Genomic DNA, 16,462 nt, shown 5'->3' with positions numbered 1-16,462 from the left:
CCCTGTCCCCGCGCCTTGTCCCGCGTCCTGTCCCCGCGCGCCGGGCCGACACACCTCGCCGACCGGCGGATCCCGGCCCCGGGAACCACCCCGTCCTTGACCGAGAAGCATGCTCTGGCCAGGGGCGATGGGTCGGTATCATGCGCCCGGGGGTTTTTGCGGGCGGAGGGGGACGGCCGGTGGGTGGGTTGCGGTTCGCGGTACTGGGACCGGTACGGGGGTGGCGGGACGGCGGCGAGCTCGCGCTCGGGTCACCGCAGCAGCGGAGCCTTCTGGTCTCGCTGCTGCTGCGCGCCAACCACCCCGTGTCGGCCGGTCAACTCGTCGACGACCTGTGGGGCGAGGAACCGCCCGCCAAGGCCACGGCCGCGATCCGGACGTACGTCCACCGCCTGCGCCGCGTCCTCGGGCCCGCCGCGCTGGCCTCGGTCGGCGGGGGCTACCTGCTCACCGTGGATCCCGGGGGGCTGGACATCCACCGCTGCGAGGAGCTCGTCGGTACGGCGAAGGAGCTCCGCGGCGGCGGGGACAGCGCCGGCGCCGCCGCCGCCCTCCGCTCGGCGCTGGCCCTCTGGCAGGGCGAGCCGGTGGCCGGGCTCTCCGGCCCCTACGTGGAGCGGCAGCGCGGCGAGTGGACCGAACGCCGGGTGACCGTCCTGGAGTCGTGCCTGGAGGCCGAGGTCGAGGCCGGGCCGTCCGGCGAGGCCGTCGCCGAACTGACCGCGGTCACCGCCGAACACCCGCACCGGGAACGGTTCTCCGAGCTGCTGATGCTCGCCCTCTACCGGACCGGCCGGCAGGCCGAGGCCCTCAGCGTGTACCGCGCGACCGACCGGCGGCTGCGGGCCCAGCTCGGCGTCGCCGCCGGGCCGGGTCTGCGCGAGCTGCAGCGCCGGATCCTGGTGGCCGACGCCGCCCTCGTGGCGACCGCACCGCCCCGGCCCGCCACCGCCGCGGCCCGCCTGCCGCACCAGGCACCGGTGCGGCCGACCCAGGTCCCGGCCGACCTCGCCGACTTCACCGGCCGCGAGGCACAGACCGAGGCGCTGCGGACCGTCCTGCTCGCCCCCGACGCCGTGCCCGTGGCGACCGTGTCGGGCCTGGGCGGCGTGGGCAAGACGGCCCTGGTCGTCCATGTCGCGCACGGGCTGGCCGCCGACTTCCCCGACGGCCAGCTCTACGCCGACCTGCACGGCGCCGACGGCCGCCCGACCCTGCCCGAGGAGGTGCTGAGCGCCTTCCTCCGCGCCCTCGGCGTGCCGGCGGACGCGCTGCCCGCCGGGCTCGCCGAACGCTCCGCCCAGTTCCGCTCGCTGCTCTCCGGCCGACGCGTGCTGGTGGTCCTCGACAACGCCCGGGACGCCGAACAGATCAGGCCGCTGCTGCCCGGCCGGCCCGGCTGCGCCGTGCTCGTCACCAGCCGGGCCACCCTCGGTTCGCTTCCCAACGCGCACGTCGTCGTGCTGCCGGCCTTCGCCCCGGAGGAGGCCCTCGGCCTGCTCGGCCAGGTGGTCGGCGGGCAGCGGCTGCGGGCCGAGGAGGACGCGGCCGGGGAGCTCGTCCGGCTGTGCGGCCACCTCCCGCTGGCCGTGCGCATCCTCGCCGCCCGCCTGGCCTGCCGGCCGGGGTGGACGATGGCCCGGCTGCTCGACAAGCTGTCCGAGAATCGTCGCCGACTGGACGTGCTGCGCACCGGGGACCTCGCCGTCGAGTCGGCGTTCCGCTTCGGCTACGACCAGCTGACGCCCGACCAGGCCCGGGCCTTCCGCCTGTTGGCGGTGCCGGACGTGCCGGACCTGTCGCCGGGTGCGGTCGCGGCGGTGCTGGCCCTGCCCGAGCACGAGGCCGAGGAACTGGCCGAGTCGCTGGTCGACTGCTCGATGCTGGAGACCGCGCCACCGGACGGCTACCGGTACCACGACCTGCTGCGTGCCTTCGCCCAACGACTCACCCCGGACTCGGACTCGGACTCGGGCACGGGCCCGAGCACGGAAACCGAGGCAGGCACCGAGGCGGGCACCGAGGCAGGCACGAACACCGAGGCCGAGGCGGACCACCCGGCCGCCGTCCTCACCCGCCTGCTGGTCCTGCGACACGCCGAGACCGTCGCGGCCCTCGGCCCGTCCGCCACCCGCGCGGCCCTGCCCGGCGCCGGTGCGCCGCACGCTCCCGACTCCCGCACGGTGGCCCGCGGCCGCGGCGAGTACCAGGGCACCGGCGCCCTGGTCGGCCAGTACGCCGGGCTCCCCACGCCGACCCGGCTCGACCTGGCGGCCGAACTGCTGCTCGGGTGCAGCCTGTTGTGCGAGACCGGCCAGGCCACCCGGCCGCTGGGGCACGCCGCCAAGGTCCTGCTCCAGGCCGCCGTCCGGCAGGACGACCGCACGGCCGAGGCCCGGGCCCGGCTGGTGCTCGGACGGCTGCTGACCGAGGTCGGCTCCGAACCCGCGGCCCTCGGCGAGCTGCTCAGGGCCCGCGACCTGTGCACCGCCCACGACCTGCCGGGGCCGCTGCTCGCCCTGGCCCACGCCTCGCTGGCCGCCCTGTTCCGCCAGGTCGGCCGGCCGGGCGACGCGGTCGACGGCTTCACGGCGGCGATCTCGGTCTGGGAACGGCTCGGCGACCGGCGCTCGGTGGCAGGCGAACTGCTCAACCTGGCCGGCGCGTTGATCGAGCTCGACCGGTTCGAGGCGGCGGTCCGCGTCGTCGACCAGTCCCTGCTGATCTGCCACCAGCTCGCCGACCACGAGCTCCAGGCGCTCGCCCTCGACTCCTTGGGGACGATCGCCCACGACCGCGGCGAGTTCGAGCAGGCCCTGCGCCACCACCGCGGCGCCCTCGCCCTGCTGCGGCCGGACGACCGGCGCCGGACGGGCCGGACGCTCCTGCGGCTCACCGAGTCGCTGCGCGCCCTCGGCCGCGGCGAGGAGGCGGTGGAGGCGGCCGACCGGGCGGTCGAGGTGCTGACGCTCGACGGCGACCGCCGGGGACGGGGACTGGCCCTGGCGGCGCTCGGTGACGCGCTCGCCGACCGCGACGCCACCCAGGACGCGGCCCGGGCCTGCCGGTCGGAGGCCTACGACATCCTGGCGTCCATCGGCTCCCCCGAAGCCGACCGGCTGCCCGCCCTGATCGGCCTCGGCCGGCCCGCCGACCGGCCCCGCCGCCAGTGGCCGTCCTGGCTGCCGGGGTGAGCCGGACAGCCGGGGTGACCGGCGTGACCCGGGCAGCCGGGGTGACCGGGGCAGCCGGCCCGACGGCTCAGGACACCGTCCACACCTGGTTCTCCGCGGTCGAGCAGGCCGACACCCTGGCCCACCGGGCGATTCCGTCGGACGTCAGGCACTCCCTGGTGTAGGAGTTGACGATCTGGTAGCCGCCCGGGACCGGCACGAAGGACCAGACCTGGTTCTCGACGACCGGCGGGTTCGTCCAGATCTGCACGCTCCCGCTGCGCCAGTCCAGATCCAGCACCTTGGTGAAGTTGCTGGAGCCGTTGCGCAGGTAGTACTTCCCCTCGGCGACCTTGTCCAGCCGCCACGTCTGCGCCAGCGTGCCGTTGATGAGGTAGGTGCCGACCAGGTTGCCGTCCTTGTCGGTGGAGTTGGAGTTGTCCAGCGCGCCTCCGGTGCCGATGATCTGCACCATGGCGGGCAGCTGCGGCTTCGGCTGCTGCGTGGGCTGCGGCGGCGTCGCGGACGCCGTCGGCGGCACCGGTTCACGGGTGGTGGGCTGGGTCGGGGCGGTGGAGGTCGGCGCGGGCGCGGCGGGGTTCTGGCCGCCGGCGGTCGCGATGGACGAAGGATCGGCCGGACCCGGCCCGACCGGCGGGGCCGGGGTCGGCCCGGGTCCGGCGGGGTTCTGACCGCCGGTGGGCACGACGGAGACCGGATCGGCCGCAGCCGGGGTCGACGCGGACGCGGCGGGGTTCTGACCTCCGGGGGTCGCGACGGAGGAGGCATCGGCCGCACCCGGCCGGACGGTCGCGGCGGAGGTCAGGTCGGCGACCGGCTCGGGCCCGGCACCGGCTGCGGGACTCTCGCCCGCTCCCGGTCCGGCCGGCGGCGCCGGAACCGCCGCCTGGGCGGGCTGCTCTCCGGCGAGCGGGCGGTCGGCTGCCACCGGCACGGGAGCGCCCGGCCCCGCGAGGTCGGCCGTCGGCGGCCCCGCGGCGACGACGACGCCGTCCGGCGTGCCGCCCTGGTCGGAGGGGATCACCGTCGCTCCGGCGGCCCCGCCCACGCAGAGCAGCGACAGCACCGTCACCCCGACCAGCCCGCGCAGGCGGAACCCGGCCCGCGCTGCGCGTCCGGCGGCCCGCGGTGCGCGTCCGGCGGTCGGCCGGGGCCGGACCGGAGCCGGCGGCGCCTCCTCCCCCACCTGCACGAGGGCCTCCCGCACCGCCGCGGCCATCGCCGCCGCGTCGGACCAGCGCCCGCCGGGTTCCTTGGCCATCGCCCGCTCGACCAGCGCCCACACCGGTGCGGGCACGCCCTCGGGAAGCGGCGGCACGGGCTCCGTCAGGTGCTTGAGGATCACCTCCAGGGCGGTCTCCCCGTCGAAGGGCAGCCGCCCGGCGAGGCATTCGTAGAGGACGACGCCGAGTGCGTAGAGGTCCGCCGAGGCGGTGACGGTCCCGGTGGAGGCCTGTTCCGGCGCCTGGTAGGCGGCGGTGCCGAGCACCATCCCCGGGACGGTCAGCCGGGCGTCGCACCCGGGCCGGGCGATGCCGAAGTCCGCGATCACCGTCCGGTCGGCGCGGACCATCAGGTTGGCCGGCTTGATGTCCCGGTGGACCACCCCCGACGCGTGCGCGGCCTCCAACGCCTCCAGCACCTGGAGCGCCGTCCGGAGGGTCTCCGCCACCGGCAGGGCGCCGCGGCGTTCCAGCACCGCGCTCAGCGGCTCCCCGTCGATCAGCTCCATCACCAGGTAGCCGACCGAGCGCCGCCCGTCCGCGGGGCTGTGCCCGTAGTCGTAGACGCCGACGATGCCCGGGTGCCGCAGCTGCGCCATGACGCGGGCCTCGGCGTGGAAGCGCTCGGCGAAGCCGGCCTCGTCCAGCAGGGCCGGCTTCACCACCTTGACCGCCACCCGGCGGCCCAGGACCTCGTCCTCGGCGAGCCACACGTCGCCCATCGACCCGCCGCCCAGCCAGTCGACCAGCCGGTAGCGGTCGGCGAGCACGGTGCCACGCATTGTTCTCCCTGAATCAAGCCCGAGGACCGGAGCGAATCCGCGGACCGGCCCGGTTTCCTGGGCACGCCCTGGTCCGGGGCGCGCTCCGAAGATCATGGCACCGACAAATAACTACTGACTTGCCATCATATGAATCGCGCCAGAACCGGGCCATTCCCGCCCCTCACACGGCTCCCTCGGCTCCCACGGCTCCCACGGCTCCTCCCGGTTCCGGAAAAGGGCCGGGTGGTCCGACGAGTACGTCGGACCACCCGGCCCTGGGTCGTGCGGTCACTCCTCGGGGAGGTGGCCTCCCGAGGGGATCAGGTCCTGTCCACCGGTCAGGACCTCAGGTGCAGTGGATCTTCTGGCAGTTCGGCGTCGGGGTCCGGTGCTGGACTCCCTGCTGCCACTGGAGCCGCGGGATGGAATTGATCAGGGCCAGGACGAAGTCGAGCGTGGCCTGCGCGAGGTTGACCGGTATGCCGGCCGCCGCCAGGGTACTGTCGTCGACCCACCAGATCGTCAGGGTGCCGGACTGGTTGACCTCCAGCCAGGCTCCGGTGCGGCCCAGGGTGCCGGTGGCCCAGCAGACCCTGTTGCCGTCGCCGTAGACGACGAAGTTGCCGTCGGTCTGCATGGTGGCCCGCCGTCCGCACCCGGTGCTGTTCGGTGCCGTCCACTCCACGACCGAACTCGTCTGGCCGGTCCAGTCGCTGGCCCAGCTGTAGACCAGTTCCAGCGTGCCGTCGTCCTTCATCCGCAGGGTGGTCGACTGGTCGGCGCTGCCGCTGGTGATCGCGTTGCCGCGGCAGAGGTTCCAGCCCTTCCACATCCAGCCGCCCCGCTGCTCGGCGCCCGGTGGCTGGCTCCCGCAGGTGTCCGGCTGCGGGCCGCCGCCACCACCGGTGTTGCCACCGCCGGAGCCGGAGCCGGAGCCGGAGCCGGCGCCCGGGGTCGGGCCGGCCTGGACGTTGTCCAGCCGCCAGCGCTGCTTGTCGGAGCCGTCGCAGCGCCAGACACCGAGCTGCTCACCGGCGTTGTTCGCGGTCAGGCAGCCGCCGTCGGTGTCGCTGACCAGCCGGTACCAGCCGTTCCCGGCGTCGTTGAACGTCCACCGCTGGTTGGCGTTGCCCCCCTGGTTCTGGATCAGGTGGGTGCGGTGACTGCCGGGGTCGTGGTCCATGACCATGCCCTGGCCCGGGGCGGCCTTGCCGTCCGTGAGCAGGGTCTCGACGATCCAGTGACCGTTGCCGGCGTCCCAGAACGCCCACCGCTGGGCGGGGTTGCCGTTGCCGCCCAGCGCCTTGATCGAGGTGCCCGAGGCGGTGCTGCCGGTGTCGAGGTCGGCGACCAGGCCGTTGTTGTTCGACCGCAGGGTCGCGACCTGGCTGTTGCCGACGTTCGGCCGGACGATCGGGCCGGTGGTCGTGCCCGGCTGGGGTTGCGGCTGGGGCTGGGGTTGGGGCTGCTGCGGTGCGGTCGGGCCGTTCGCGACGTTGCCCAGCCGCCACTTCTGCCGGTTGCTGCCGTCGCAGGGGCTGACGGCGAGGGCTTCACCGGGGTTGTTGGCGGTCAGGCAGTTGTTGTCGGTGTCGCTGGTGATCCAGAACCAGCCGCCTCCCGCGTCCCGGAACGCCCAGTGCTGGTTGGCGTTGCCGTCCATGGTGCGGATCAGATGGGTGCGGTGGTTGCCCGGGTCGTGGTCCATGACCATGCCCTGACCGGCCGCCGCCTTCCCGTCGGTCAACAGCGTCTCCAGGATCCACCGGCCGTTCGCGGTGCTCCAGAAAGCCCACCGCTGGGCGTCACTGCCGTTCGGACCGAGGGCCTTGATCGACGTGCCGGAGTTCGCCACCCCGCCGTCGAGGTCCGCGACCATCCCGTTGTTCGCGGACAGCAGGGTGGCGACGCGGTTGTCCGCGACCCCGGGGTTGAGCACCGCTCCCGTGGCCGGGTTGGGCGGGTTCGGGCCCTGGGCGAGCCCGTCGAGCCGCCACCGCTGCCGGTCGCTGCCGTCGCACGGGCCCACCGCGAGCGCCTCGCCCGGGTTGGTGGCGGTGAGGCAGTTGTTGTCGGTGTCGCTGGTGATCCAGAACCAGCCGTTGCTCGCGTCGTGGAACGCCCAGTGCTGGTTGGCGTTGCCGTCCATGGTGCGGATCAGATGGGTGCGGTGGTTGCCCGGGTCGTGGTCCATGACCATGCCCTGACCGGCCGCCGTCCTCCCGTCGGTCAACAGCGTCTCCAGGATCCACCGGCCGTTGCCCGCGTCCCAGAAGGCCCAGCGCTGGGCGTCGCTGCCGTTCGGAGCGAGCGCCTTGATCGACGTGCCCGAGCCGGTGTTCGAGCGGTCCAGGTCCGCCACCATCCCGTTGTTCGCCGAACGGAGCGTCGCCACCTGGTTGTTGCGGACTCCTGGGTTGACGACGGGCGCGGCGCCCGGGTTCGGCCGGTCGGGCTGACCCGGCTGGCCGGGCGGGTTGGGACCGTCGGAGACGTCACCGAGGCGCCACTTCTGGCGGTCGGAGCCGTCGCAGGGGCTGACGGCGAGGGCTTCACCGGGGTTGGTGGCGGTCAGGCAGTTGTTGTCGGTGTCGCTGGTGATCCAGAACCAGCCGCCTCCCGCGTCCCGGAACGCCCAGTGCTGGTTGGCGTTGCCGTCCATGGTGCGGATCAGATGGGTGCGGTGGTTGCCCGGGTCGTGGTCCATGACCATGCCCTGACCGGCCGCCGCCTTCCCGTCGGTCAACAGCGTCTCCAGGATCCACCGGCCGTTCGCGGTGCTCCAGAAGGCCCAGCGCTGGGCGTCACTGCCGTTCGGGCCGAGCGCCTTGACCGACGTGCCCGAGCCGGTGTTCGCGCCGTCCAGGTCCACCACCATCCCGTTGTTCCCGGAGACGAGGGTGGAGACCTGCCCGGTGCCGATCCCGGGGTTGACCACCGTTCCGGTGCCCGGCTTCGTCACCGGCGGCTGCGGCGGCACCGCGCGGGCCGGGACCGCGCCCAGGCCCCAGCGCTGCGAGTCGCTGGCGTTGCAGTCCCAGATCTGCAGGGCGGTGCCGTTCACGGCGTTGCCGCCGGTCACGTCCAGGCACTTGCCCGAGGCCGGGTTGACCAGCGAACTGTCCTTGCCCTGCTGCCAGTTCTGCGCGGCGGTGCCGTTGCAGTCGTACAGGCCCACCCGGGTACCGCGCCCGGTGGCGCCCCCGGCCACGTCCAGGCACTTGCCGAACGTCTTCAGGACGAACACGCCGCTGCTCGCGGACGGGGTCCACTGCTGGGCGGCGGTGCCGTTGCAGTCGTACAGCTGGACCGGGGTGCTGTTGGCGGTGTTCCCGCCGGTGACGTCCAGGCACTTGCCGGGGAACGCCGAGTGGACGGGAACCGCGCCCTTGTCACCGCCACCACCGCCACCGTCACTGCCGCTACCGGTCGGGCCGGTGAGCCGCCACTTCTGGCGGTCGGAGCCGTCACAGGTGCCGACGGTCAGCGGCTGCCCCTCGGCCGCGGAGGTCAGGCAGCCGCCGCCGTCGCCGTTGACGACGGTCGACCAGCCGTTGTCGGCGTCGGCGAACTTCCACTGGAGGCCCGGCCGGCCGGACGCCGCGGTCTGGAGCGCGGTCCGGTGGGTGCCGGCGTCGTGCCCGAGAACCATCCGCTCCTCCGGACGGCTGCCGCCGTAGGTGAGCCTGGTCTCGATCAGCCAGTTCCCGTTGCCGCGGTCCCAGAACGCCCACCGCTGGGCGTCGGTCCCGTTGGGCTGCCACGCCTGCACGGGCGTGCCCACGGCGGGCACGCTGCCGCGCACGTCGGGCACCAGCTGGGCGTCGGCCGCCGAGGCGATGCCGATGCCCGCCGCAGGATCCGGCCGCGGCCCGCTGCCCGGACCTGAGCCCGGGCCTGAGCCCGGGCCGCTACCCGGACCGGTGCCCCACACCGGCAGGGCGGGGAACCAGGGGAAGCTCGGCAGCCCGATGCCGGGAAGCGAGGGGACGGGGCCGCCGGGGGTCCCGGTGCTGGGGTCGGGGTTGCCACCGGTGCTGGGATCGGGGGTGTTGGGGTCGGGGGTGGTCCCGCCGGGGTCGGGGTCGGGCGTACCGGTACCGGGGTCAACCGGGTTGTCGCACCGCCCGGGTGCCGGATCCTGCGGGATCGGCTTGGTCGGCAGGTTGGGGAAGCCCGAGACCGCGGGCCACGGCGTGGACGGCAGGCCGGGGAGGGCCGGCCACGGCACACCGGGGAAGCCCGGGACGGACGGCCAGGTCCAGGACGGGAAGCCGGGCAGCGACGGCCAACTGCCCGCCGGCAGGTTCGGCGCACCCGGCCAGGAGATGGCGGGCATGTCCGGGTGACCCGGCCACGGGACGTCCGGAGAGCCGGGCACCGCAGGCCACTTCACGTCCGGGTACCCGGGAACGGTCGGCCACTTCAGCTCGGGATGACCGGCGACACCCGGTGTGGCGGGCCGGTGCCCCCCGGGGACGACCACGTCGCTTCCGGTGTCGGCTCCCGGAGCGGACGGCGAGGGCAGGATCGGCCAGGGCACGTCCTTGGTGCCGGGCATCACCGGCCAGGGCAGGTTCGGGAAGCCGTGGACGGCCGGCCACTCGCCGCCTCCCGGCCGCTCCGGCCAGGGCGACGGGGGCAGCTTGGGTGCTCCCGGCCAGGCCACCGCCGGCAGATCGGGCCGCCCCGGCATCGGCACGTCCGGGTAGCCCGGCACCGACGGCCACGGGATTCCCGGCGCACCGGGAAGCGCGGGCCAGGTCAGCTCGGGGTGGCCCTTGACGGTCGGCCACGGCAGTCCCTGGTAACCGGGCACGGTGCGAGCCGCGCCCGGAACGACCGGGTCCGCGGGGACGCAGGGCACCGACAGCTTCCAGGTCTGCGCGCTGCCGCCGTCGCACGGCCTGACGCCCAGTCCGGCGGACTCCTGCCCCGCCGTGGTCAGGCACTGCTGGTCGGCCGCACTGACGAGGCTGAACGCGCCGTCGCCGGCCGCCTTGAACGTCCACTGCTGGTCGGCGCTGCCGTTCGGCCTGCCCGCGGCGTCGTTCTGCACGGACGACACCGAGGTGTTGTGGCTGGAGGGGTCCTGCCGCAGGACGAGGCCCTGGGCGAGCGCGCTCTCCAGCACGAACCGATCGGTCGACACCTCGCGCAGCCGCCAGTTCTGCGAGGCGGTGCAGTTGCGCGGGTAGGCCTGGACCGCCGTGCCGTTCGACGCCACGCCGCCGCGCACGTCCAGGTCGAAGACCGGGCTGTAGGCCGAGGCCGAGGCGGTCAGCCGGTACGTCGCGCCGTCCAACGGCCGCGGGCCGCCGCCGGGGGTGCCGGGCGCGGCGCCGGGAGCCGTGCCGTCACCGGGCACCGGTTCCGCCGAGGCCGTCCGCGGCGCCGTGCCGGTGGCACCGGCCAGCGCGAGCGACCGCAGGCCGGCCGGCACGACCGCCGCCGCCGTGGTGGTGGTGGGATTCACCGGACAGCGCGGTTCCTCGGTCGGGGGCCTTCTGAGGCACGCCTCCCGGTCCGCCGCCTGGGGTGCGATGACCACGACCCCCGCCTGCGGGCCCCAGCCGTACTGCAGCAGGTCCGGCATGGAGTCCCGGGGCGGATCGGCCGCGTTCCTGTTCGGAACGGTCTCCAGCAGCCGCATCTCCCCAGATGCCTCCATACCGTTGGCCGCACGAACGAACTTCTGGGTCACCTTCGTCGCGGACACGATGAAACTGCCCGGTATCCGTCCGACCGCGGCCCATTCGAACTCCCCCACAGCATTCTGGGGAAGGTTCTGGTACTGCGAGGAAATGTCGAAGAAGCGCTTGTCAGGGCGTATGACGTAGACCCAGCCCGTCTTCTCCGCCACGCCGGGCCCCTCGTCGGTGCCGACCCGGGAGAATCCGCTGTGCACGGCGGCGAAACGCCTCGCCACCCTCATGTCGGACGTCGTGCTCACATAGCCGGACTTGGCGGTGCTGTGCCCGGTTGCCGCGTCGCCGCCGATGTGGCGGGGCACCGAGAAGTCCGGCGCGCCCTCCGCCGCCACGCCCTTCGCGGTGAACCCGTCACGGAACACCGTCTCCGGGTCGACCCCTTCGGCCGGCCAGCCTTCGTCAGGACCGTCACCCCTGTCGCTCCGCAGGTTCAGCCCCACCCCGCGGTAGACGAACTGGGGCAGCTTCGTGCTCGTGTCGAAGCACGGATGCAGGAACGGCGGCGCCTGGGTCGCCGCCTGCGCGGCCGGTGCGACGGCGCCCAGCAGAGGGAGCGTCATCACCCCCGCGATCGTCACGGCCACCAGGGACCGGAGTCTGGAACCGAAGAAATCCCGGCGCATGGGCGTCGGAAACCTCACCTTCACATCAACGTTCTGACCAGCCCGGGGCCGAGACGGCCGCGGGCTCGCACGAACGTAGGCAGAGGTGATCAACAACGCGTATACGCCCTGTCAACAGGGCCGGCGCCGCACCCCGGTCCAGCCCGGGCGCCGGGCCGCCACATCAGGACGCCAGGGCACGGAGCAGGGCCAGGCCCTCCGCGGACCCGGGGTCGGGGGCGGCCTGGTACACCACCAGCTGCTGCTCCGGGGCGCTGTTGACGGTGAACGTCTCGTAGCGCAGATCGAGGTCGCCGATCTGCGGGTGGCGGAACTTCTTCGAACCACCCGACTTGCCGTGCACCTCGTGCCGGGCCCACAGCACTCTGAACTCGGGGCTCCTGAGGGAGAGTTCGCCGACGAGTTCGGTCAGCCCCCGGTCCTCGCGGTCCCGGCCCGCGGCACTGCGCAGAGCGGCGACCGAGGCGCGGGCCGCCTCGTCCCAGTCGCGGTGGAACGACCGTGCGGCCGGGTCGAGGAACGTCATCCGCAGCAGGTTGTCCGTCCGTGTGAACGCCGCGTAGAGGGCATCGGCCAACGGGTTGAGCGCCAGGACGTCCAGCGAGCGGCCGAGCACCAGGCCGGGCGTGGCCAGGGCTCCCAGCAGCTCCCGAACCGCGGGCGGGACCCGCTCCGGGCCCTTCCTGCGACGGCGGGGACCGGGCGGAGCAGTCAGGTGGACCAGGTGCACCACCGCCTCCTCGTCCAGCTGGAGCGCGCGGGCGACGGCGTGCACCATCTGCCGGGAGGGATTGCGCTCGCGCCCCTGCTCCAGGCGCGTGTAGTAGTCGGTGCTCACCCCGGCGAGCAGGGCGACCTCCTCCCGGCGAAGACCGGGGACCCTCCGGTAGCCGGCGGCGGTGACACCCGCGAGCTCGGGTGGCAGCTGTTCACGGCGGGCACGCAGGTACTCCCCGAGGGGATTGCCACGCGACAGGGACTCGTCAGTGCGCATGCTCCTGAGCCTAGGGTCCGTGAGCCGCCGGACCGTAGCCCTGATCCACGGTGCAACACACCCAGGAACAGCGCGGCCTGGAACCCTCCCCGGGCAGGTGCCAGGTTGGGTCGTCATGAGCAGCGATCAGTTCCACCCGTACGTCGGACAGTCCGCCACGCACGCCGTCCACCGCCCCACCGACACCGCACGCCGCCCCCTCCTGGAGCAGCTGCTCCGAACCGCCGGCGACCCTGGGCGCCGCATCCTGTTCACCGGCGCCACCGTCCTCACCATGGACCCCGCCCTGGGCACCCTCGACGTCGGCGACCTGCTCGTGACCGGCAGCACCGTCACCGCCGTCGGCCCCGACCTCCGCGCCCACGGGGCCGCGACGGACGCGATCGTGGTCGACGCCGCCGGGACCATCCTCACCCCCGGCTTCGTGGACACCCACCGGCACGCCTGGCAGGCCCAGTTGCGCCGGACCATGCCCGACGTGAACGACCTGGCCGGCTACGTCTCCACCACGCTCGCCGAGTACGCCCCGGCCTACCGGCCCCGCGACATGTACATCGGCACCAGGCTGGCCGCACTGGCGGCCGTCGACGCAGGCATCACCACGATGCTGGACTTCTCCCACAACTCACGCAGCGCCGAACACTCCGATGCCGCCGTCCGGGCGCTGGTCGACAGCGGCATCCGAGGTGTCCACGCCGCGATGGGCCCGCACTTCGGCGCCTGGGACGGGCAGTGGCCCGCCGACCTGACCCGCCTGCACGCGCAGTACACCGACCGCCTGACGACCGTGCGCCTCGCCGCCCTCGCCACCGACCGGATAGCGGGACCGGCCCTCGCCTACGGGCCTGAACTCGCCCGCACCGCACAGGAGCTGGGCATCGGCGTGAGCGTGGACGCGGTCTTCGGCGAAGCGTCCTCGGCGGCGATCCTCGACTGGGAACGGCAGGGGCTGCTCGGCGAGCACCTGACCCTGATCCACGCCACCGCGCTGAGCCCCGACGCGTGGCGCGCCATCGCGGGCAGCGGCACCACGGTATCCCTCGCACCCACCTCGGACGCCCAGATCGGGCTGGAGAGCGCCGTACCCGCCATCGACGAGGCACTGGCGGTCGGTGTGCGTCCGGGCCTGGGCATCGACGTCGAAGTCGCCCTGGCCGGAGACATGTTCACCCAGATGCGGGCCCTGCACACCGTCCAGCGGATGCGGGCGGTCAACGGGGCCTACGGCACCGACCGCGAGCCGGCCCGGATCGACACCCACGACGTCCTGGGCTTCGCCACCCTGCACGGCGCGCAGGCCTGCGGCCTGGCCGGGGTCACCGGATCACTGGCGCCGGGCAAGCAGGCCGACCTGCTGGTGATCACCACCGACGAGATCAACAACCTGCCGCTCAACGACGCCACCGGCACCGTCGTCCTGGGCAGCGACGCCCGCAACATCGACACCGTCCTCATCGGCGGTCAGGTCCGCAAATGGGCGGGCCGCGTTCTCGACGTCGACCTGCCCACGCTGCGCGCCGAGGCCGCCGCCTCCCGCGACCGCATCCTCCGCGCGGCCCGGCGCCCGGCGGCACGCCACCCCCGCACCGGCTGACGCCGAACGGCCCCGGCCCCAGCGCCGCGGGCGGGACGCGCACCGCGCGTGTCCTGCACCGCGCGTGTCCTGCGCGCGGTGTCAGCCCAGGACGTATCAGTCCAGGAGCGTGTCAGCCCAGGACGTATCAGCCCAGGAACCCCACGACAGTCGACACGAACCCGTCGGCGTCGTCCAGCCAGGGGTAGTGGCCCGCGCCCGGTTGGACGACGAACTCGGCACGCGGGAACAGCGCGGCCAAGCGGGCCACCACCTGCGGGGGCGAGGCCAGGTCGAACTCCCCGGCGAGCACCAGGACGGGCGTGTCGAGCACGGCGAGCGCCGCCCGGGTGGCGCCCGGATCGAAGGCTCCCTCCGATCCGAAGACCTCCGCCGCCGCCGCGTTCCACTGGGCCTCCTCGGCCGCCCGGTGGGACTGCGCCGTCCCGTCCCAACGGCCGTAGAGGAACGGCGCGATGGTCACCCAGTCGGCGTCCGCGGCCTCGCCGGCGTCGATCGCGTCGAATGCGGCCGACGCCGCCGGGAACCAGGGCTCTCCCCTGCGGAGCCCCGCGACCTCGCGGCGGTCGTCGCCGTCGATCTCCAGGCCGACCGCGCCGGTGCCGGGCGTGACGAGGACGAGCCGGCCGACGCGGTGCGGGTACTGCTCCGCGTACCGCACGGCGAGGTTGGCGGCGGCGGAGTGCGCGAGCAGGTCCATCCGGTCGAGGCCGAGGTGTTCGCGCAGCGCCTCGACATCCCCGAGCAGGCGGTCGCAGCGGTAGGAGCCGGGGTCCTCCGGTGTCGCGGACAGCCCGGCGCCCCGCTGGTCGGCCACGATCAGCCGCCGGTGCGCGGGGAGGCCCCCGAGGTCGCCGAGGTAGGCGGAGTCCCGCATCGGCCCGCCCGGCAGGCAGACCAGGGGGGCGCCGGCGCCGTCCCCGAGGACCCGGTAGGCGAGCTCGGTGCCGTCGGGCGCAGTGAGAGTAGGCATGGTGATCCCAGCAGGTGAGCGGTGTCATCGTGGAGTTGGAGCAGTGTCGAGCACGCCGGGGAGGCCGCCGGAGGCGGGCGTTCGCCGGTGGGACGACGACGCCTGCCGGCGGCGACGGCGTCAACCGCGCAGGGCGGCGGCCTCGGATTCGGGGGCCAGCCCCAGGACCGGGCGGTCGGGACGCTGCGGCGAGACTCCGCCCAGCCCCTTCAGCCACTCCCACGTGTCGGCGACGGTCTCGGCGACCGGCCGGCAGCGCAGCCCGTCCGCGAACGCCTTGGAAGTCTCGGCGCCGTACAGGAACTCGTGCAGCTCGCCCGGCGGTGCCCAGATCGGCAGCTCCGTCCACGGTGCGATCCCGGCGGCGGCGATCCGCTCGGGGTCGGTCCAGCGCAGCTCCGCATCCGATCCGGTCGCGGCCACGCACGACTCCAGGAGCTCCCCCATGGTGGCGTGACCGGGCCTGCTCACCAGGTTGTACGGGCCCGACAGCCCGCGCACGGCGGCGTCCAGGGCCCAGACGGCGAGGTCGCGCGTGTCGACGTACTGGAGCGGCAGGTCGCGCGGGCCGGGGGCGAGCACCGGTCCGCCACGGGCGATCCGGTCCAGCCACCAGGTCAGCCGCCCGACGTCCTCGCCCGGACCGAGGATGAGGCCGGCGCGCAGCAGCAGCGACCGGTCCTCGCCGAACGCACCGGTGACGGCGAGCTCCCCGCCGCGCTTGGCCTGCGGATAGGGGACGTCGCCGTCGTCGGGCGAACCGTCCAGCAGGACGCCGTTCTCGGCGGCACTGTGGTCGACCGGGTCGGCGTACACGGAGCCGCTGGAGACGTACACGTACCGACCGGCGCGCTTCGCGAGCGCGTCCGCCGCGTCCCGGACCGCCGAGGGCCGCGCGGACCAGGTGTCCACGACCAGGTCCCACTCCCCGGCCCCGAGCGCGGCCAGCCCGTCGGGCGCGGTCCGGTCGCCCCGGAGGACGGCGGCTCCCGCCGGCGGCCGACGGTTGCCGCGGTGGAGCAGGGTCACATCCCAGTCGCGGGACAGGGCCTCGTTGACAATGGCGCGTCCGACGAAACCGGAACCGCCGAGCATGAGAAGTCGCATGCCACCCACTGTCCGCACCGGGCCACCGATCGGTCCACCCCCATCCGCCATCAGCAGAATCGCCGTCAGCTGAATCCGAACCGGCAGTGTCCGGCGGACCGTTCTCCACCCCCGGGTTCGGGTCGTTCCGCAGCAGCAGATCCCGGCTCACGCCGTCGGCCAACGGACTCGGCCCCTGCCAGAGGTACGTCATCCGCGCCATCGAGGGCCTCACACCGCAGCCCGCGGTCGTCAAGGCAACTCCCACTCGGCCGGTGGCCGAAGGAGAACTGCCGCCCG

7 protein-coding genes are annotated in these 16,462 nt (G+C 74.2%); 2 read left to right on the top strand and 5 right to left on the bottom strand.

Going from position 1 to position 16,462, the window contains the following annotated elements:
* Positions 1 to 179: 179 nt before the first annotated feature.
* Entirely contained in the window at positions 180 to 3,194 is a 3,015-nt protein-coding gene (locus tag ACFVVX_RS10730; RefSeq protein ID WP_387943717.1) for a BTAD domain-containing putative transcriptional regulator, read from the top strand.
* A gap of 67 nt (positions 3,195 to 3,261) precedes the next feature.
* Here ACFVVX_RS10730 and ACFVVX_RS10725 read toward each other — a convergent pair whose 3' ends face one another.
* From ACFVVX_RS10725 to ACFVVX_RS10715, 3 genes are all read right to left on the bottom strand, one after another.
* The gene (locus ACFVVX_RS10725; RefSeq protein ID WP_387943715.1) at positions 3,262 to 5,199 is read right to left on the bottom strand and encodes a protein kinase; all 1,938 of its coding nucleotides are present in this window, start codon (positions 5,197 to 5,199) and stop codon (positions 3,262 to 3,264) included.
* A gap of 328 nt (positions 5,200 to 5,527) precedes the next feature.
* Entirely contained in the window at positions 5,528 to 11,452 is a 5,925-nt protein-coding gene (locus ACFVVX_RS10720) for an RICIN domain-containing protein (RefSeq protein WP_387943797.1), read from the bottom strand.
* A 226-nt stretch (positions 11,453 to 11,678) separates the two neighbouring features.
* Positions 11,679 to 12,509: a helix-turn-helix domain-containing protein gene (locus ACFVVX_RS10715; RefSeq protein ID WP_387943713.1), complete on the bottom strand. Its 831-nt coding sequence runs from the start codon at positions 12,507 to 12,509 to the stop codon at positions 11,679 to 11,681.
* Positions 12,510 to 12,624: 115 nt separating this feature from the next.
* Here ACFVVX_RS10715 and ACFVVX_RS10710 point away from each other — a divergent pair, with 115 nt between their 5' ends.
* A complete protein-coding gene (locus ACFVVX_RS10710) occupies positions 12,625 to 14,103 on the top strand; it encodes an amidohydrolase family protein (protein ID WP_387943711.1) in 1,479 nt (492 codons plus the stop codon).
* 127 nt (positions 14,104 to 14,230) lie between these two features.
* On the opposite strand, the gene ACFVVX_RS10705 is transcribed toward ACFVVX_RS10710, so the two are convergent.
* Together ACFVVX_RS10705 and ACFVVX_RS10700 are read right to left on the bottom strand one after the other, a co-directional pair.
* Positions 14,231 to 15,076 (bottom strand): alpha/beta fold hydrolase, encoded by an 846-nt coding sequence (locus ACFVVX_RS10705; protein WP_387943709.1) that lies wholly within the window; start codon positions 15,074 to 15,076, stop codon positions 14,231 to 14,233.
* Positions 15,077 to 15,196: 120 nt separating this feature from the next.
* Complete coding sequence (locus tag ACFVVX_RS10700) at positions 15,197 to 16,183, bottom strand: NAD-dependent epimerase/dehydratase family protein (RefSeq protein WP_387943707.1); 987 nt, start codon at positions 16,181 to 16,183, stop codon at positions 15,197 to 15,199.
* Positions 16,184 to 16,462: the final 279 nt, after the last annotated feature.

Origin of the sequence: Kitasatospora sp. NPDC058170 (assembly GCF_042883905.1) — a bacterium.
GTDB lineage: Bacteria > Actinomycetota > Actinomycetes > Streptomycetales > Streptomycetaceae > Kitasatospora.
The sequence above is the reverse complement of the archived record's forward strand: the minus strand, read 5'-3'. Positions and strand labels throughout refer to the sequence as shown.